Origin of the sequence: Ruminococcoides intestinihominis (assembly GCF_040096285.1) — a bacterium.
Classification (GTDB): domain Bacteria; phylum Bacillota; class Clostridia; order Oscillospirales; family Acutalibacteraceae; genus Ruminococcoides; species Ruminococcoides intestinihominis.
Map to the genome: position 1 here is coordinate 1 of NZ_JBBMEY010000037.1, position 18,514 is coordinate 18,514.

The following is an 18,514-nucleotide window of genomic DNA, read 5'->3' on the forward strand; positions in this document are numbered from 1 at the left end:
AATTGTACAATCACATAGTTTACAGTTTATACAAGGACATAGTTTACACTTTTCATATTTAAACATCCCCACAAACCCTAATTTATTTAACTAATCTTAATCACAATCAAAACTGAAAAATTAAAAGTCTGAGCCTATTTCTTTATCTGTTACATATGGGTTTAGGTATCTGGATTTTTTATTTCTATTTTTATATTTAATAGCTTTTTCAGGGCATTTATGATAACATCCTAAACAAGAAACACAATTATCACCGAATTGAATTTTATTATTCACCATAGTGATATTATTAACAGGGCAAATATTTATACATTTTTTGCATTTAACACACTTATCACTAACAGAAAATCTATTCCCTATTAAATGCCAATTTGACTTATTTTTATAATATGTATTTTCATAAGTTTTTGAATTTTTAGGGATTGACACTTTCTCTTGTTTTAACTCTGCAATAATTTTATTTATTTTCTTATGTGAGTTTTTAAGAACTAATTTACTGTATATGCTAGGTGGTGTAAAAGTTAAAGTATAATTTTCCGGCATTTTCAATTTATACACACCACAAATATTCTTATTATGTTCTGTAGCTAAATTATAAGTTAGAACATCAGCTCCACCGGCCATACCACCATAATTTAGCACAACATAGATTTTTGACTTTTCATTTATATTAAGCAAAAAGTCATATGTATGCACAGGTAAACCAAAGGAATATACAGGAGATACTATTATAATCCTATCATATTCACTGCCATTGCCTTTATAATTAGGTATGTAGATTACATTTCCATTTAATTCACTTTGTATCTTCTTAGCTAAATACAGGCTATTTCCTGTTGATGAGAAATAAAAAATACCGTTCATAAAATACCTTCTTCCGGTTATACATAAGGGAGCACCTTTTGGTACTCCCTATTTTTATGGATATTAAATTCCATTCAATATTCAATTACATTACTTCAAGTTTAATCTTATTATCCTCAGCAGTAACTGCAATACCTGAAAGTGAAGTATTACCGGCATCAATAATTTCTTCTGCGATTTTATCTTCAACTTCCTTACGGATAATATTTCTTAAATCTCTAGCACCTGACTTGCCACCCTTAGCCTTTTCAGCTAATGCAGTACAAGCCTTATCGTCATACTTAAATGTAATGCCCTTTTCCTTTAGAGTAGGCACATATTCATCAAGTAATAGTGCTGAAATCTTCTTAAAGTCATTTTCGTCTAAATCTCTAAATACAAGAATTTCGTCAACTCTAGCTAAGAATTCAGGTCTTAAGAACTCTGAAAGTGCTTTCATTGCCTTTTCCTTATGAGCATCAGCCTGAGTTTTACCAAAGCCCAGTGCATTTTCTCTCTTATCAGAACCGGCATTACTTGTCATAACGATAACTGTATTTTCAAAGTTAACTTCTCTACCATGAGCATCTGTTACTTTACCTTCATCAAGAATCTGTAGAAGGATATTCATAACGTCAGGATGAGCCTTTTCTATTTCATCAAACAGTAGTACAGAATATGGTCTTCTTCTAACCTTTTCTGTAACTTGTCCTGCTTCATCATAACCAACATATCCCGGAGGTGAACCGATAATCTTTGACACACTGTGCTTTTCCATAAATTCAGACATATCAAGTCTGATTAGTGTTTCAGGTGAGTCAAACAGTTCCTTAGAAAGAACCTTTACAAGTTCAGTTTTACCAACACCTGTAGGTCCAACAAAAATAAATGATGCAGGTCTTCTACGAGGTGAAATCTGTAGTCTTGAACGCTTAATAGCAGAGGATAGAGCTTTTACAGCTTCTTCCTGACCGATAATCTTTTTGTTTAGCTTTTCTTCTAGGTCGTGAAGTTTTGCTAGTTCATTTTCTCTGATTCTTGATGATGGAATACCTGTCCATAGTTCAATAACCTTAGCTAGGTCTTCCTCTGTAACCTGAACATTAACTGCCTCAGGTTCAAGTTCTTTCATCTTTTCATCAATGTTAAGTAGCTGAGTTTTAATTTTTGCAATTTCTTCAAAGTTTACATCATCAGCAGAAGAAAGATTATCTCTCTTAATTGCTAATTCTTTCTTTTCTACAGATAGCTTATCATACTCTTCCATAGCTTTACTTCTTAAAGCACAACAAGCACATGATTCATCAAGAAGGTCAATAGCCTTATCAGGTAAGAAACGGTCTGTAATGTATCTTTCTGAGAAGATAACTGCCTTTCTTACTATATCGTCAGATACTGCTACTCTGTGGTGAATTTCATAATATGACTTAACACCTGTTAAAACATCAATAGTTTCTGCAATAGAAGGTTCACCAACCTTTACAGGCTGAAATCTTCTTTCTAAAGCAGAGTCCTTTTCAATATACTTTCTATATTCGGTAAATGTTGTAGCACCGATAACCTGAATTTCTCCACGAGATAGAGCAGGTTTCAAGATGTTTGCTGCATTCATTGTACCTTCACTGTCACCTGTACCAACAAGGCTATGTACTTCATCAATAAATAGGATGATGTTACCGGCTTCTTTTACTTCCTTGATTAAGCCCTTAATACGGCTTTCGAACTGACCTCTAAACTGAGTACCGGCTACAAGAGAAGTTAGGTCTAGTAGGTGAATTTCCTTATTTCTAAGTCTTAGAGGAACATTACCCTCAACAATTCTACCGGCTAAACCTTCTGCAATTGCAGTTTTACCTACACCGGGTTCACCGATTAAGCAAGGGTTGTTCTTTGTTCTACGGGAAAGAATCTGAATAATTCTTTCAATTTCTTTATCTCTGCCGATAACTCTGTCAACAAGGCCATTCTTAGCTTTTTTAGTTAAGTCCTCACAATATAAGTTAATAAACTTTCTGTTTTTCTTGGACTTATCTTTCTTGTCTTTTTTCTTGTTATCAGAATTATCTCCGTTACTGTTAGGGTTATTACCACTAAACATACTGTTGAAAAATGCAGGGAATGTTGGAGCACCTCCCGGTGTAAAGTCCTTGTCCCCATCTTCATCATCGTCATTGTTGTCGCCATTTAGGTTTACAAGTTCACCTTGTAAAGCCTCAGGGTCAATACCCATAGACTCAACCATTGACTGTAAATCTCCATTTTCTCCTAGGTTGTCCATTATAGATGTCATCTGATCCTGAACTGCCTCAAGGTCATCATCTGTAATGCCCATCTTATTTATTAAGTCCTCAACCGGCTTTATACCAAGTTCTTTGGCACAAGTAAGGCAATAGCCCTTTGACTGACCATCAGCACTGTTTGATACAAAGACAACTGCAGGACGCTTATTACATTTAGAGCAAAGCATATTTTATTCTCCTTTCTTCTGGTTACTACCATTTGTTATTAAATCTAAAAATAATAGAAAATATTTAACCAAAGCAAATATCATTGTAGCAGCAGTAACACTTAGTAGAATTACTGAAAGGTAAGGTACTTCAATACCAAATACCTTTAATACAACAATAGTACATACAGAAATATAGAACAAAATTGTTCCAACCTTTCCGTACCATCTTGCTTGTGGAGGTTGAATATCATTTTTTATTAAAGCAATACCACCAATTAGCATAAGTAAATCTTTTATTATAAGGATAACCATAACAGTTATTACCTCCGGTGTCAAGATGCAAATTCCAATACCTACTGCTAAAAGTGTAAGTTTATCAGCTACAGGGTCAAGAATTTTGCCGAAATCAGACACTTGATTAAAGTGACGAGCAACAAACCCATCAACACAGTCAGTAAGGCCGGAAATAATAATCATTACTGCTGCCCAAACATACTGTCCATTTAAGAATAATATCATAAATGGTGTAATAAGTAAAATTCTAAAAAATGAAAGTATATTAGGGATAGTTAAAATTTCATCAGATGAATCATTGTTTATCTCTTTCTTCTCTTCACTATTCATTTAAGCAATTCTCCTTAATTAAATACTGATAAAACTGATTTTAATGTATCAGCCAGGAAGTTGTGTTCATAAAAAATCTTAAAGATTTTGCTGCTTTCTACTGCTAAATTAAAATCTTCATAGGAGATTTTACCTCCGGAAAATAGTGGAATAGCATATGTTACGATACCACTTAAAAAGTAAATTAAGATTAGTGCATTAAAGATACCAACTACACCACCAACTATATGATTTACTGTTGAGATAACCGGTAAATTAAAGCCATGACAAATCATCTTTGAGATTTTGCCGGTTATAAACCTTAAAATAATAAATAACAAAAATACAAGTAAAAAAGCAATCAGTGCAGTAACAATAGGACCTACTACACTTTCAATACCATTTGCTACATTTTGACTTTGATTATGTACAGTAGAATCAATACCCTTATTAATATTACTACTGTTATATCCAAAGTAACCCAGAATTTTGTCAACAAACTCAGGTAAATCGTTGGTAGCAGTTTCTACCTTTGAGGTTGTGGAAGAAACACTGCTTTCCATAGAGTTGCTTACATTAGAAACAATCTTATCCTTTATAGCATTGTCGTAAATCAGCTTGGATAACCAAGAACCAAGAAAATATGCACCTGCTAGGGAAATTACAGAACTTAAAAGTCCTAGGATTGTCTTTGCAAAACCTCTACGGTAACAAACAATTATTGTTAAGATAAAGAGGATTGATACCCCAATATCCAACCATACTGTTAAGTTCATATTTCACCTACTTGTCTATACTAATATCACGAATTTCACTAATACCTAAAACATAGGCATCGTTAGAACTGTAAAGCAACAAAGCCTTTGCATCATTACCGGCATCAGCCTTAGAGATAACCTTGCTTTGGTCATCTAGAATATATGCTGTACCTGATGAAAGAATACCTACATTGCCTTTATATGTGCTGATAGAGTCAACTCTATCAGTCCATTTTAGAGTTTTTTCAATTTCTCCTGTAGAACTAAAAATCAGAATGTCACAGTTTCTGCCATCACCACTCTTTGATAATACTACTGAAAGAACATTTGTATCTGCATTAAAATCATATGTTGTAAGGGTTCTTGAGTTATACTCAGTAACCTTTGGTTTATCACTTGTTAAGTCAAGTGTATATACTGCATTATTAGCTACTGCACAAACCTTGTTTGAAGAAATATATCTTGTATCGTAAACCATAGAGTCAGATAATGTATATTCTCTAACCGGTTTTTTCTCTGTAAAGTTTAGCTGATAAATCTTGGTTTCTTCCCCACCATCTTTTGAGGTGATACCTGTACAAACTGCACCGTCACCTGATGGGTTAATAGAAACACAAGTGATGTAATAATCAGAAAAATAATATTCATATAACTTTTGATTTTCGTTATTATAAGCAGTTAACTGAGAAAGATAACCACTACCCTGAGTTACAACACAATAATAACCATTATCGTTTACATCAGCAGTAAAGATACCTTCCTTAGTTGTGCCTTTATGCTTAGTTTCTTTAGCATCACTAACCATAAAGCCGTTACCACCGGCACCGTAAACTATTGAGTAGTTTCTTGTACCTCTTAGAATTGGGTCGCTGTAACTTAACTGACTGTTGATAATTCTACCGGCTGAGTCGCTAAGTTCAACATAAGAAGTATCACTGGCATAACTTACATGACCACCTATCATAGTAAAGTTACCTTTACTAACAGTAGTACCTAAAGTATCTACAGGGAAATCTTCACCTTTATTTGAGCCAAGTACATTTACACTAACCCATGTTGAAAAGTTATCCCAAGTAAATTTACTTCTGTTGGCAATTAGAAATACACCGGCAAAAAGTACAATTATTATAACAAAAACTATAATAGTTTTCTTAAGAATTCTCTTGTTAAACTTTACAGTTTCCTCACTGTACTCCTCAATAGGTACATTCTCGTAACTGAGAATTTTTCTTTTCTTTCTCTTTTTATTTTGTTTTAGTTCTTTAGATTCGATTTTTTCAGCTTTTTCTGCCTTTTTCTTTGAATCTTCTTTTATAATATTTTGTTCATCACTAGAAGTGACTTTTTCTCCATGTTTTCCCATAACTAATTTCCTTAATAATTAACTTGTTGAAGATATAGTCCCTGTGGTGGTGCAGTTATACCTTTATGGTTTCTGCTTTTCTGAGCAAATAAACCAGGTATTCCGTCAGCAGATATTTTGCCTTGTTGAATTTTCAGCAAAGTACCTACCATAATTCTAACCATATTATATAGGAATCCGTCAGCCTCAACTGTCATCAGCACCATATCTCCATCTCTTTTTACACTAAAATGAGTAATGGTTCTTTCCATATTGTCCATTTCACGACCATCATCTGTACAAAAAGAAGTAAAGTCGTGTTTACCGACAAAATCTTGAGCAGATTTGTTCAGTAATTCTTCATCAATCTTCCACCTATAATGAAGTGCATAATCCCTTAAAAATGGATTTCTGACAGGATTATTCCAGATTTTATACACATATCTTTTGCCTTTGCAATTATACCTTGCGTGAAAGTCAAGAGGTACTTCTTTACAATCAAGAACTGCAACCGACTGTGGCAAAAATCTATTTAATGCACCCTTTAATCTTTCAGTTGGAATTTTATGTTCTGTTTTCATACTTAGGCAAAACATATTTGCATGAACACCACTGTCTGTTCTTGAACAAGCCTTTATGTCAGGTCTTTCGGAAATCACCTTAAAAAGTGCATCTTGAAAAACCTCTTGAACAGTTAAGGCATTCTTTTGAATTTGCCAACCATGAAAACAACTTCCGTCATATGTAATTGTAATTAGAAAATTTCTCATCTTACTACACTACCTAAGAAAATATTGCACACTACAATTACACCGATTAAAAGTAAAAATGTAATGTAAGAAAAATAATCTCTCTTACTTAACTTCAATGTATTTAGCTTTGTTCTGCCATTGCCACCGTTGTAGCAACGACATTCCATAGCCATTGCAAGGTCAAATGCTCTTCTGAAAGCTGATACAAACAGTGGGATAAATATCGGAATAAGAGCCTTTGCCCTTTTGATAATATTACCCTCATCCATATTTGCACCTCTGGACTTTTGAGCAAGCATAATCTTGTCTGTTTCTTCAAGCAATGTTGGTACAAACCTTAAAGCTATTGACATCATCATAGCAATTTCATGAGTCTTTACATGAAGGACTTTTAGTGGTTTCATCAACATTTCAATACCGGCTGTTAAGTCAGTCGGTGAAGTTGTAAATGTAAGTGAAGCAGAGGCAATAAGCAAACAAACAATTCTTGTAACAATAAATATAGAATTATTTATACCACCTTCGGTAATAGAAAGTGGTCCTATAGTTAAGTAAGTTTTGCCTCCACCATAAAACAAGTTGAAAACCGAAGTGATAATAATAATCACAATCATCATTTTCATACTTTTTAAATACTGCTTAACAGGTACTCTTGAAAGTAACATAAAGGCAATTGCTAAAGCTATTGTAACACCTAAAGCATAAAAATTAAATGTACAAAATATCAGTACTATATAGCATACCAATAAAATCAGCTTTGTTCTTGGGTCAAGTTTATGCACAATACTTTTGCCCGGGATATACTGACCAAATACTACATCTCTCATACTTTACCCTCCTTTTTAAGAAGAGTCATAATACTGTCAAATGCTTCTTCTACAGTTAAAATACCATCCGGCAAGTCAATGCCTTTTTTCTGTAACAATTGAGTTATCTTTGTAATTTGTGGAACTCTAAGTCCCATTTTTTCAAGTCTTTCACCTTGAGCAAAAACTTCTCTCTTTGGTGCAAGAATTTCAGCATTACCTTTGTTCATTACTAAAATTCTGTCTGCCACTCTTGCAATATCTTCCATTGAGTGAGATACAAGGATAACTGTGTTCTTTCTTTCCTTATGATATGAGAGAATTTGATTAAGCAGTTTATCCCTGCCTTGAGGGTCAAGACCTGCTGTAGGTTCATCGAGAATCAGCACATCAGGGTCCATTGCAATTACACCTGCAATTGCTGCTCTACGCTTTTCACCACCTGATAAGTCAAATGGTGACTTATCAAGGAGTTTATCCTTTAGACCTGTAAACCTTGCTGACTCTCTAACTCGCTTATCAAGTTCATCACCTGTCAGCCCCATATTTGTTGGGCCAAAAGCAATATCTCTATATACAGTTTCTTCAAAAAGTTGGTATTCAGGATACTGAAAAACCATTCCAACCTGAAAACGAACTTCCCTAAGTTTCTTTTTATTTTCGTTAATGTCTTTATCTCTCAATAGGACTTTACCGGTTGTTGGGGTAATTAGTCCGTTGAGCATTTGTACAAGTGTACTCTTGCCACTGCCTGTATGACCGATAATACCTAGGAATTCACCTTCCATAATTTCAATATTAAGGTCATTAACTGCAACCTTTTCAAATGGTGTATTAACACCATAAGTCATTGTTAAATGGTCTGTACGAATAATACTACTCATCTTAGCACCTCCATAAGAACATCAACACAAGACTCTTCATCAAGTGGCAATTCTTTTATATTAACACCGGCTTTTTGTAATTCATAACAAATTTCTGTTGCCTGAGGTACATCAAGTGAATGTTCTTTGATTAAATCAACTTGAGAGAAAACTTCTTTTGGTGTACCCTCTGTTAAGATTTTACCGTCATCCATTACAATTACTCTGTCAGCTTTTACTGCTTCATCCATATAGTGAGTAATAAGGACAATAGTAATACCTCTTTCACGATTTAGCTTAGTGATAGTATCCATAACCTCTTGCCTACCTCTTGGGTCAAGCATTGCAGTAGGTTCATCAAGGACAATACAACTAGGTTCCATTGCTATAATGCCGGCAATGGCTACTCTCTGCTTTTGACCACCACTAAGTTTATAAGGTGCATTCTTTCTATATTCATACATATCAACAGCTTTTAAGGCATTGTCAACTCTTTTACGGATTTCCTTTGGTGGAACACCTAAGTTCTCAGGGCCAAAGGCAACATCCTCTTCAACTACCGATGCAACAAGTTGGTTGTCAGGGTTTTGCAGTACAAGACCAACATTGCTCCTAATTTCAAAACACTTTTCTTCATCAGCAGTATCCATTTTGTCAACATACACTTTGCCACCACATGGCAAAAGTATTGCGTTAAAATGCTTTGCAAGTGTACTCTTTCCACTTCCGTTGTGACCAAGAACACATAGAAATTCTCCCTTTTTTACTTCCATATTTAGGTTCTTGATAACATCAACTTTGGTTAAATTATTTTCATCATTACTTTCATAATGATAGGACAAATTCTCCACTGAAATGAAATTCATCTCTTACCTCATTTCTCTTCTTCCTTTTGCTACTTCTCCCAAATAGCAGTTGAACCACATGGTAACACTAATCCTGAACCGGATGCTCTTAGTCCGATTTCATCAGAACTAACCTTGCCACCAAACTTAGGCTTTAGAATTGCTCCAAGCATATATTCCATAACACCGGCTGAAAGGCCTGTACTATAGGAATTTAGAATGAAGAATACAGGGTCATCGGATAGCACCTTTTCACATAATTCTATCAAAGAATAAAGGTTATCTTCTAACTTCCAAACTTCTCCATTTGGACCTCTGCCATATGATGGTGGGTCCATAATAATACCGTCATAGTGATGACCTCTACGGATTTCTCTTTCAACAAACTTAATGCAATCATCAACAAGCCATCTTACCGGTTTATCGGCAATACCACTTGCTACTGCATTTTCTTTTGCCCAAAGTACCATACCCTTTGAGGCATCAACATGACATACCCTTGCACCCTCTTTCATACAAGAAAGAGTAGCACAACCTGTATATCCAAACAAATTAAGAATATTTAGTTCTCTGTTTTCATTTTTGATTTTATTTCTGGCAAAGTCCCAGTTTGTGGCTTGTTCAGGGAAAATGCCTGTGTGCTTAAAGCCCATTGTCTTTACATTGAACTTTAGGTCGTTATAGTTAACTGACCACTGCTTAGGTATCTTTCTAAAAATCTGCCACTCACCACCACCCTTATTACTACGGATATATCTTGCATGAGCTTTTCTCCATAGTGGGTGAGTTCTCTTTGTATGCCAAATAATTTGTGGGTCGGGTCTGATAAGAATCACATCTCCCCAACGCTCTAATTTCTCTCCATCTGAACAATCAATCAGTTCATAATCTTTCCAATTATCTGCTATTCTCATTAACTTAATCTTTCCCTTACAACACTGGCTGCTTCTTCTGCAAGAACAGAAATTTCCTGATAATCTTCACCTTCAAGCATAACTCTTACAAGTGGTTCTGTGCCTGATACTCTAACAAGAATTCTACCTCTGCTACCTAGAATATCTGTTACCTGCTTAACTTCTGCCTTAATAGCCTTGTCTGTATAGAACTTAGGCTTCATTTCGTTAGAAATCTTAACATTGATAAGTACCTGAGGGTATCTCTTCATAACCTTTGCCATTTCTGACAGAGTTTCGTTTCTTCTCTTCATAATTGACATTAGCTGAACACCTGTTAGCTGACCGTCACCTGTTGTAGCATAGTCACTAAAGATAATGTGACCACTCTGTTCGCCACCGATGTTGTAGCCACTTAACTGCATTTCTTCAAGAACATATCTGTCCCCAACTTTAGTAGCCTCAAATCTAAGTCCCTTTTCTTCACAGAACTTTTGGAAGCCCATATTTGTCATAACTGTACCAACAACTGCATTGCCCTTTAGGACACCTCTTCTGTGCATATCATCAGCACAAATAGCAATTAGGAAGTCACCGTCAACCATATTGCCTTTTTCGTCAACTGCAAGACATCTGTCTGCATCACCGTCAAAAGCAAGACCTGCTTGTAGTCCATTCTTGCGAACATAATCCATAAGATTTTCCATATGAGTTGAACCACAATCTTGGTTGATATTTGTACCGTCAGGTTCTGCTGAAAGAATATGTACCTTTGCACCTAGGCTAGTAAATAGCTTCTCTGCAGTAACTGAGGAAGAACCGTTTGAACAGTCAATAGCAATTTCAAGACCTGAAAGGTCACCTTCAATTGTTGACTTAATATGTTCAATATACATATCAGTTGCATTCTTGTTATAGCTAACCTTACCAATATCGCCACCAAATGAAAGGTCAGGTGTGTGTTCTTTATCTAGGATAATATCTTCAATTTTTTCTTCAATTTCGTCAGGTAGCTTGAAACCTTCTTCATTAAATAGCTTAATGCCGTTAAATTCAAATGGGTTATGTGATGCTGAAATCATAATACCTGCATCAGCATTAAATTTTTTTACTAAGTAAGCAACTGCAGGTGTTGGAACTACTCCAAGAATAATTACATTTGCACCAACAGAAGTTAGACCTGCTACTAATGCACCCTCCAGCATATCACCTGAAACTCTTGTATCTTTACCGATTAAGAATGTTGGATGCTTTACATCTTCATTTGTTAATACTACAGCTGCTGCTCTACCGATTGATAGTGCTAAGTCAACTGTTAATTCTTTGTTTGCAATACCTCTAGCACCATCTGTACCGAAAATTCTTCCCATAAAATACTCCTTTTAATCTAATTAGTTTTATATTTTCTATATGTTGTTTGTTATTTTATTTTACGGCGAACACTGTTCGCACCTAAATTGTTTTATCTATCGGATTAGTTTTAGATAATCTATAGATTGTACCAAGACAATCCCTCCGATTACTTCGTAATCACCTCCCTTTACACAAGGGAGGCTAATGGGTTTGTTCTAAGTACAAGTTTATACATAAGACAAAGTGTCATATAAAATAAACTTTCCTTACGGGCGAACACTGTTCGCCCCTACAACTGTAAACTAAAATTTTGTGGTTGAATATGTTTGTTACCACATTGTTTTATCTATCGGATTAGTCTTTGATAATCTTAAGATTGTACCGTGACAATCCCTCCGATTACTTCGTAATCACCTCCCTTTACACAAGGGAGGCTAATGGGTTTGTTCTAAGTACAAGTTTATACATAAGACAAAGTGTCATATAAAATAAACTTTCCTTACGGGCGAACACTGTTCGCCCCTACAACTGTAAACTAAAATTTTGTGGTTGAATATGTTTGTTACCACATTGTTTTATCTATCGGATTAGTCTTTGATAATCTTAAGATTGTACCAAGACAATCCCTCCGATTACTTCGTAATCACCTCCCTTTACACAAGGGAGGCTAATGGGTTTGTTCTAAAAAAATTTAATTACCAAACAAGGTTGGTTGGTTATTCGATTTGCCAAAGTCATAACCTAAATGTCTATAGCCCTCAGCAGTAACACATCTGCCTCTTGGGGTTCTCTGCAAGAAACCGATTTGCATTAAGTAAGGTTCATAAACATCTTCAATAGTAACTGCTTCTTCACCAATGGCAGCAGCCAAAGTTTCCAGACCTACAGGCCCACCATTGTAAAACTTAATCATTGATTCGAGCATTCTTCTATCGTTTTGGTCAAGACCAAGTTCATCAATTTCCATCTTATCAAGGGCTGTCCTAGCTATATCGCAAGTAACCTTACCGTTGTTTAACACTTGAGCAAAGTCACGAACACGCTTTAGCAGTCTGTTGGCAATACGAGGTGTACCTCTTGAACGAGATGCAAGTTCTAATGCACCGTCATGGTCAATATCCACATTAAGAATACCGGCTGACCTTGTAATGATAGTTGATAATTCTTCAGGAGAATAAAGTTCAAGTCTCAATGTAACACCGAATCTATCTCTAAGTGGAGCTGTAAGCTGACCGGCTCTTGTTGTTGCACCAACTAAAGTGAACCTTGGTAGTGGCAAATGGTAAGATGCTGCCATCTGACCTTTACCTGTAATAATATCAATTGCAAAGTCCTCCATAGCCGGATAAAGGATTTCTTCAACACTTCTGTTTAGGCGGTGAATTTCATCAATAAACAGTACATCACCTTCATTTAGATTAGTTAAAAGTGCTGCTAAGTCACCGGGCTTTTCAATTGCAGGGCCTGATGTAATTCTAATATTAACACCAAGTTCATTTGCAATAATCTGAGAAAGTGTTGTTTTACCAAGTCCCGGTGGTCCATATAACAGTACATGGTCAAGGGACTCTCCTCTCTGCATTGCTGCATCAATATATATCTTTAAATTTTCCTTAACCTTATCTTGTCCAATATAATCACCTAAAGTTTTTGGTCTTAAAGGATTATCGTTGTCCATTGTAAGGTTATCTTCAGGAATTTCGTGAGTATCTACTATTCTATTTTCATAATCCATTTCAAAATCATTTTGAAAATCCATATTATCTTCCTAACTTCTTAAGTGTAGCACCAATCATCTGTTCAACAGAAAGTGATGGGTCTAGCTTTGTGAGTATTGGTGTAACTTCTGCTGAACTAAAGCCAAGTACTGCAAGTGCTTGAACTGCTGCCGGAATGTTACCGGTAGGTGCTTTTACTGCAATACCGTCACTTGTTTCAGCATTGCCCTCAAATTCAATACTCTTGAACTTATCCTTTAGTTCAAGGACAATTCTCTGTGCCATCTTAGGTCCAATACCATTAGCTTGGGTAATAGTCTTAAAGTCGCCGGAAGAAACTGCAACTGCAACTTGTTCCGGTGAAAGAATAGACAAGATTGAAATACCTGCCTTTGGTCCTACACCATTTACATTTATCAGTAACTTATATGTGTTAAGTTCGCTGACTGTAGAAAAACCAAAAAGTTCTACTGCATCTTCCCTAACTGACATATAAGTATAAAGTTTAACTTCTGTATTTAGTTTTAAATCTTTTAGAGTGTTTAAGGTTGTTCTGCAACCATAACCTACACCACCACATTCCACAACAGCTAAATTCTGTTCAGTATGTACCAGCGTACCCTTTAGAGAATAAATCACTTTTTATATTCCCCTTTTCATCATATATTGTCTAAGTCCTGAACCGGCTGACTGTGTATGAGTTATTGCAATAGCCAACGCATCGGCAGTATCATCCGGTTTTGGAGTTTCTTTTAGTCTAAGTAATCTTCTTGTCATTTCCATAACCTGAGGTTTCTTGGCTTTACCGTAACCGGTAACGGCAGTCTTCACTTGAAGTGGAGTGTATTCAAAGACAGGCACTCCCATCTTCTGTGCTGCTAAAAGAATAACACCTCTTGCCTCAGCAACCATAATTGCAGTCTTGGCGTTGGTTTGGAAATACAGTCTTTCAATAGACATAGCGTCAGGCTTTGTACGCTTAATAACCTCAACCAAATCATCATAAATAATCTCTAGTCTTCGGTTAAAATCAGTATCAGCCTTAGTAATAATTGAACCGAAAGAAATTGGTGTAAATGAGTTATTTTCGTAGTTTATTGCACCATAGCCAACAATAGCATATCCCGGGTCAATACCCAAAACAACCATAACAACATTCCTTTCTAGCGATAGTAACCCATATTTAGATTATTATATCATAGAGAGCGTTCTTACGCAACACGCAAGAACACTATTTTTCTAATTAATATAGGGATTATAGGGATTTTTTCATTTATTTTTATGTAGTTTTTTAAGTGTAATACTTTTGCTTTCATATGTGATTTTTACTGAGTCATTATTTATTTTGTACTTGAAAATATATTTTGACAAAGTTTCTCTATGGTTTATGGTAAAATCATTTTCGTTTACTACTGTTACACCTGTTATTATGTAACTTTGATTGTCCTTTTTATCTTGCAAAGTAAATTTACCTTTGTCATCAATAAACTGCAATTTACAGTTTAAGTTATCATCATCCTTTTCTACCCACACATTAGCCTTTAATTCCTTAGCATTTGTATCAATAATTTCACTGCAAGAAGTTAAAAATAGCACTAAAAAAGCCAGTAAATAAACTATGGCAATCTTGATTTTCATAAGTAAACATCAGCCTCCATAGTACTACTTATGAGAGAAAAAAATAATTATAACTTTTGCACAATAAAATCTTGCAATATAGATAAATAATGTGTATAATAAAGCCAAGGAGGAGTATTTATGTACAAAGAATATTTAGATACAGTTAGTGTTTTCGAAACTAATGGAGAAGTGAAACCTTTTGGTTGGAGTAAAGAACCAATATTTTTCTACAACAAAATCAACTCCTCTGGTTCTGTTTTTAAAAGAAAAGAATCCGACACTTACATTGTTCACAACAATCATCTTATACTTACGGTTACACTTGCAAATTTAGGTGCTTATGGTTTTATTAGTGGCTTTTTGATTGACCTTGATGTTTTTAAGATGGGCAAAAAGGTTGTTAAGAAAATGCTACCATTTGTTAAGTTTAGAATGCCTGAAAGTTCTCATTCCGGCGATGTTGCTTATAATGACAATCAAATTGGTGTAAAATTCTCTAAAGCAGGTTCTAAGAGATTTTTAAAGTGTGATTTTTTGGATTTTTACGACAGTAAGAATCTTTACTTTAATATTGAAATTGATGAAAATAATGCAGAAAGTATGAATGTTGCTATTCCATTTGAAAGTAACAAAACAAGCTTTTTCGTAAAGAGGTTTTTACCACAAATGAAAGCTACCGGTTTAGTTCGTTTTGGTGGTAGTGAATATGACCTTGATAATGAAAAAACTTCTGCAACACTTATTTGGGAAAGATCTTCTACACCTAATAAAGAAAACTACCATCAGTTAGTTGCTGAAGGTTACTACAACAAAAAGCTAATTACCTTGCAGTTATGTGACGGTATTTCTGATGACTCAGCCGGTATTGAAAACTGCTTATTTATTGACGGTAAAATGAGAAAGCTGAGCAAAGTCAAGGGCAAAGGTAGATTTAGTGATGTTCATTCTACATGGATCTTTGAGGATGAAGAAAGAAACATTTATATTGAGTTCTTACCATCTAACAAAAACGGTGGCACTTTACACACAGAAATTGACAAAAGAAAAATTATTTACGGAAACTTTTACGGTCACATATTTGACGAAAAAGGTGATGTAATAAAAATTGATGGATTTGATGGATTACTGGTTAATTCAATCATATAAAGCTTCCTTATAAAACACGAAATGGACGACCTAAACAGTCGTCCATTTTGTTATATAACATTAAATTTATCTATTTGAATAAGTAGCTTTATTTTTAGCATCAACAATGTTTGAGAAGATACCCATTGATGAAAGGAATACTATTGGGAAGTAAAGAATAATTGAAAGCACAGAACCCCATCCTAAATGCATTTCTGTAAGTCCTATAATAAGGAAAACTACAAGTACTGAGGAAAGGACACCATAGATATTTTTTATATTTCTTTTCTTATCAAAGCTAAAGATTAAAAAACCTAACATAGGAATTAATGCTACAATGATTGCTTGAATTGCAACTTGCACATTACCGGAACTTATTGAGTAAAAAATACCGGTAAAACAACTATAAAAATCAGTACCTTTACCTTCTACAGTAAATTGATAAAATCCACAAGTTAGGAAAAATATTTGTGCTACATATAAGCCACAAACAGTGAGTCTGATTTTGTTGGTTGTACTCTTTTTCTTTGCCATATAAATACTCCTTTATTCATAAAATAAATGTGGACGATATTTCGCCCACATTTTTAATTAGTTTGAACTACTTTTTGAACTAGACTTAGAACTACTTTTCTTAGAACTACTACCACTTGATAGATATTTTTTACTAGCTTTATTAAATACATAGTTAGCAAGTTCACTTCTTGTTTTGTCCCAATCGGTAATCTTAACAACTGATGATTTATAACCGTTGATAATAGGGTTATCATAAGTCCATAGCTTATTAGGGTCACTTTCTTCACCGATTGGAATATGGAACTGATACATAGGGTACTTTAGAAGTGTTAAGGCACTTGACATTAGAGAAGTAATATCGTTCTGCTTAAAGTTAGTCTGAATCATAGGACCGACTTCATTTACAACTGCAAGTAGTTCTGTAAATGTTGCATTCTTAAACTTCTTAACTACTGTGTTAATCAGCTTTCGCTGTCTTTCTGTTCTATCCCAGTCACTACCGGGAAAAACTTCTGTTGTACTGATTTCGTCACTACCTCTGTTACGAGCATACCAAAGTGCCTGTTGACCGTTTAGCTTTACATTTCTGGTCTTTTCAACTTTATTACCATTGCTATCGTAAACATAGTCACCGTTTTTATCTTTCTTGTATATTGATTTACAATACTTTTCAGGGATTTTCTTGCACTTCTGATGGTTATAATCAATCTGTGCATTAATGTATCTTGCTTCAACACCGGTAATAGGAATTGTTACACCACCAAGTGCATTGATAACATCTTTAAATCCACTAAAGTCAACAATACCATAACGGTCAACCTTGATACCAAAGTTGCTTTCAATAGTTTTAACTGCTAACTTAGCACCACCGAAAGAATATGATGCATTAAGTTTGTTCCAGCCTTCGTTACTGTCACCGGAAGGAATATAAACATAAGTATCTCTTAAGAATGAAGTCATCTTAATCTGCTTATGTACCACATCAACTGACACAAGAATCATTGAGTCTGAACGACCATTGTCATCCTTTGACTCTTTACTGTCTTGACCAAAAAGCATAACATTAAGAACATCTTTGTTGGCAAGTAGCTTATTATCAGAGATAACACCGTTACCTCTATCATCTTTAACTGTATAGTTCTTCGTATTTTTAGTTAGTGTTCCTTCTTCATCACCTAGGGAATTCATAATTGATGAGGCATACACTAAAGCACCACCTGAAACAACAAACAGAACTGCCATTACAATTGACACAATCTGAATAATTGTATTTCTTTTCTTATGAACTGCCTTTGTAGATTTTGAAGAAATATCTATAAAGTCGCTATTAGTAGCTTTACTTACTTTTTCTTTTTTAGGTTTTGGAGGTTCAACTCCACGAGTACCACGATATGCTGCCACTATATTGCCCCTTTCTAAATATATTTTTCAATATATTTTATCTAATAGATTATACAAGAGGTTCTTTAATATATAATTCTTTTAAAGAACTATAATGCAATTTCGGACAATATTCACATAGTTTTCACCTGATTTTTAGTTGTATTGAAGAATACTGTAAAATACAGGTAAAATCGGCATTTTATCTAATTTAGTAGTATTTAATTAATATGTTAACTTACTCTTTTTGTCAGTTACTTTATTAAATACAAAGTTGGCAACTTTACTTCTTGTTTTCTTCCAATCATTAATTTCTACAACATCATACTTTTGTCCATTTGGATAGTATGTATTATAGAACCAAAGTTTGTTTGGGTCACTTTCTTCACCGATTGGCACATTAAACTGATACATTGGGTACTTCATAATTTTGAATGCACTTGTAAGCAAAGAAGTGATTTCGTTGGACTTAAAGTTAGTTTGAACCATAGGGCCGACTTTCTGTACTGCTGAAAGTAAACTTGTAAAGGATGCACCCTTAAATTCATCAATTAAGGCTTTAATAACCTTTCTCTGTCTATCTGTTCTATCCCAGTCATTACCACTAAAGTTTTCTCCACCAAGTTCTGTACTACCTCTGTTACGAGC

19 protein-coding genes are annotated in these 18,514 nt (G+C 34.7%); 1 reads left to right on the plus strand and 18 read right to left on the minus strand.

The genetic code is table 11. The features are described from left to right. Window positions 1–120 precede the first annotated feature (120 nt). From WMO18_RS08665 to WMO18_RS08735, 15 genes are all read right to left on the minus strand, one after another. Window positions 121–864, minus strand: coding sequence for an EFR1 family ferrodoxin (locus WMO18_RS08665; RefSeq protein WP_329978508.1), 744 nt, complete (start codon window positions 862–864; stop codon window positions 121–123). Between the two features lie 85 nt (window positions 865–949). Next, window positions 950–3,310 carry an ATP-dependent Clp protease ATP-binding subunit gene (locus WMO18_RS08670; RefSeq protein WP_211147963.1) on the minus strand — a complete coding sequence of 787 codons (2,361 nt, stop codon included), beginning with the start codon at window positions 3,308–3,310 and terminating at the stop codon, window positions 950–952. A gap of 3 nt (window positions 3,311–3,313) precedes the next feature. Continuing rightward, window positions 3,314–3,916 carry a CDP-alcohol phosphatidyltransferase family protein gene (locus WMO18_RS08675; protein WP_211147964.1) on the minus strand — a complete coding sequence of 201 codons (603 nt, stop codon included), beginning with the start codon at window positions 3,914–3,916 and terminating at the stop codon, window positions 3,314–3,316. A 14-nt stretch (window positions 3,917–3,930) separates the two neighbouring features. Then, on the minus strand, window positions 3,931–4,671 hold the full coding sequence (locus WMO18_RS08680) for a CvpA family protein (RefSeq protein WP_211147965.1): 741 nt from the start codon (window positions 4,669–4,671) through the stop codon (window positions 3,931–3,933). A gap of 7 nt (window positions 4,672–4,678) precedes the next feature. Continuing rightward, window positions 4,679–6,016, minus strand: coding sequence for a DUF5711 family protein (locus tag WMO18_RS08685; RefSeq protein ID WP_211147966.1), 1,338 nt, complete (start codon window positions 6,014–6,016; stop codon window positions 4,679–4,681). Between the two features lie 11 nt (window positions 6,017–6,027). Continuing rightward, window positions 6,028–6,765, minus strand: a complete 738-nt coding sequence (truA, locus tag WMO18_RS08690) for a tRNA pseudouridine(38-40) synthase TruA (RefSeq protein ID WP_211147967.1) — start codon at window positions 6,763–6,765, stop codon at window positions 6,028–6,030. Continuing rightward, window positions 6,762–7,574, minus strand: coding sequence for an energy-coupling factor transporter transmembrane component T family protein (locus WMO18_RS08695; RefSeq protein ID WP_211147968.1), 813 nt, complete (start codon window positions 7,572–7,574; stop codon window positions 6,762–6,764). The genes truA and WMO18_RS08695 overlap by 4 nt, the downstream gene beginning before the upstream one ends. Next, entirely contained in the window at window positions 7,571–8,437 is an 867-nt protein-coding gene (locus WMO18_RS08700) for an energy-coupling factor transporter ATPase (RefSeq protein WP_022505426.1), read from the minus strand. Before WMO18_RS08700 ends, WMO18_RS08695 begins: the two co-directional genes overlap by 4 nt. Next, on the minus strand, window positions 8,434–9,282 hold the full coding sequence (locus WMO18_RS08705) for an energy-coupling factor transporter ATPase (RefSeq protein WP_211147969.1): 849 nt from the start codon (window positions 9,280–9,282) through the stop codon (window positions 8,434–8,436). The genes WMO18_RS08700 and WMO18_RS08705 overlap by 4 nt, the downstream gene beginning before the upstream one ends. 29 nt (window positions 9,283–9,311) lie before the next feature. Continuing rightward, the gene (locus tag WMO18_RS08710; RefSeq protein WP_022505428.1) at window positions 9,312–10,175 is read right to left on the minus strand and encodes a class I SAM-dependent methyltransferase; all 864 of its coding nucleotides are present in this window, start codon (window positions 10,173–10,175) and stop codon (window positions 9,312–9,314) included. Further along, a complete protein-coding gene (gene glmM, locus WMO18_RS08715) occupies window positions 10,175–11,524 on the minus strand; it encodes a phosphoglucosamine mutase (protein WP_211147970.1) in 1,350 nt (449 codons plus the stop codon). The genes WMO18_RS08710 and glmM overlap by 1 nt, the downstream gene beginning before the upstream one ends. Window positions 11,525–12,198: 674 nt before the next feature. Continuing rightward, the gene (gene ruvB / locus WMO18_RS08720) at window positions 12,199–13,266 is read right to left on the minus strand and encodes a Holliday junction branch migration DNA helicase RuvB (RefSeq protein ID WP_022505430.1); all 1,068 of its coding nucleotides are present in this window, start codon (window positions 13,264–13,266) and stop codon (window positions 12,199–12,201) included. 1 nt (window position 13,267) lies between these two features. Further along, complete coding sequence (gene ruvA, locus WMO18_RS08725) at window positions 13,268–13,864, minus strand: Holliday junction branch migration protein RuvA (RefSeq protein WP_022505431.1); 597 nt, start codon at window positions 13,862–13,864, stop codon at window positions 13,268–13,270. A 3-nt stretch (window positions 13,865–13,867) separates the two neighbouring features. After that, the gene (gene ruvC / locus WMO18_RS08730) at window positions 13,868–14,374 is read right to left on the minus strand and encodes a crossover junction endodeoxyribonuclease RuvC (protein WP_022505432.1); all 507 of its coding nucleotides are present in this window, start codon (window positions 14,372–14,374) and stop codon (window positions 13,868–13,870) included. 120 nt (window positions 14,375–14,494) lie between these two features. Beyond that, the gene (locus WMO18_RS08735) at window positions 14,495–14,863 is read right to left on the minus strand and encodes a hypothetical protein (protein WP_367286548.1); all 369 of its coding nucleotides are present in this window, start codon (window positions 14,861–14,863) and stop codon (window positions 14,495–14,497) included. Window positions 14,864–14,983: 120 nt separating this feature from the next. Here WMO18_RS08735 and WMO18_RS08740 point away from each other — a divergent pair, with 120 nt between their 5' ends. Beyond that, window positions 14,984–15,991 (plus strand): DUF2804 domain-containing protein, encoded by a 1,008-nt coding sequence (locus tag WMO18_RS08740; protein WP_211148650.1) that lies wholly within the window; start codon window positions 14,984–14,986, stop codon window positions 15,989–15,991. A 66-nt stretch (window positions 15,992–16,057) separates the two neighbouring features. Here the strand turns inward: WMO18_RS08740 and WMO18_RS08745 are convergent, their stop codons facing one another. The 3 genes from WMO18_RS08745 to WMO18_RS08755 all read right to left on the minus strand — a co-directional run. After that, window positions 16,058–16,504, minus strand: coding sequence for a hypothetical protein (locus tag WMO18_RS08745; protein ID WP_329978480.1), 447 nt, complete (start codon window positions 16,502–16,504; stop codon window positions 16,058–16,060). Window positions 16,505–16,561: 57 nt separating this feature from the next. Next, complete coding sequence (locus WMO18_RS08750; RefSeq protein ID WP_367286549.1) at window positions 16,562–17,887, minus strand: LCP family protein; 1,326 nt, start codon at window positions 17,885–17,887, stop codon at window positions 16,562–16,564. Window positions 17,888–18,091: 204 nt separating this feature from the next. Next, a partial coding sequence (locus WMO18_RS08755; RefSeq protein ID WP_496196867.1) for an LCP family glycopolymer transferase occupies window positions 18,092–18,514 on the minus strand: 423 nt, incomplete at its 5' end.

Bases quoted from the DNA above. Each gene is read 5' to 3' on its own strand.
- WMO18_RS08710 (WP_022505428.1), bottom strand. From the start codon at position 10,175: ATGAGAATAGCAGATAATTGGAAAGATTATGAACTGATTGATTGTTCA.
- WMO18_RS08745 (WP_329978480.1), bottom strand. From the start codon at position 16,504: ATGGCAAAGAAAAAGAGTACAACCAACAAAATCAGACTCACTGTTTGT.
- WMO18_RS08695 (WP_211147968.1), bottom strand. From the start codon at position 7,574: ATGAGAGATGTAGTATTTGGTCAGTATATCCCGGGCAAAAGTATTGTG.
- WMO18_RS08700 (WP_022505426.1), bottom strand. From the start codon at position 8,437: ATGAGTAGTATTATTCGTACAGACCATTTAACAATGACTTATGGTGTT.
- ruvC (WP_022505432.1), bottom strand. From the start codon at position 14,374: ATGGTTGTTTTGGGTATTGACCCGGGATATGCTATTGTTGGCTATGGT.
- WMO18_RS08665 (WP_329978508.1), bottom strand. From the start codon at position 864: ATGAACGGTATTTTTTATTTCTCATCAACAGGAAATAGCCTGTATTTA.
- truA (WP_211147967.1), bottom strand. From the start codon at position 6,765: ATGAGAAATTTTCTAATTACAATTACATATGACGGAAGTTGTTTTCAT.
- WMO18_RS08670 (WP_211147963.1), bottom strand. From the start codon at position 3,310: ATGCTTTGCTCTAAATGTAATAAGCGTCCTGCAGTTGTCTTTGTATCA.
- WMO18_RS08735 (WP_367286548.1), bottom strand. From the start codon at position 14,863: ATGAAAATCAAGATTGCCATAGTTTATTTACTGGCTTTTTTAGTGCTA.
- WMO18_RS08705 (WP_211147969.1), bottom strand. From the start codon at position 9,282: ATGAATTTCATTTCAGTGGAGAATTTGTCCTATCATTATGAAAGTAAT.
- WMO18_RS08675 (WP_211147964.1), bottom strand. From the start codon at position 3,916: ATGAATAGTGAAGAGAAGAAAGAGATAAACAATGATTCATCTGATGAA.
- WMO18_RS08740 (WP_211148650.1), top strand. From the start codon at position 14,984: ATGTACAAAGAATATTTAGATACAGTTAGTGTTTTCGAAACTAATGGA.
- ruvB (WP_022505430.1), bottom strand. From the start codon at position 13,266: ATGGATTTTCAAAATGATTTTGAAATGGATTATGAAAATAGAATAGTA.
- WMO18_RS08685 (WP_211147966.1), bottom strand. From the start codon at position 6,016: ATGGGAAAACATGGAGAAAAAGTCACTTCTAGTGATGAACAAAATATT.
- WMO18_RS08680 (WP_211147965.1), bottom strand. From the start codon at position 4,671: ATGAACTTAACAGTATGGTTGGATATTGGGGTATCAATCCTCTTTATC.
- glmM (WP_211147970.1), bottom strand. From the start codon at position 11,524: ATGGGAAGAATTTTCGGTACAGATGGTGCTAGAGGTATTGCAAACAAA.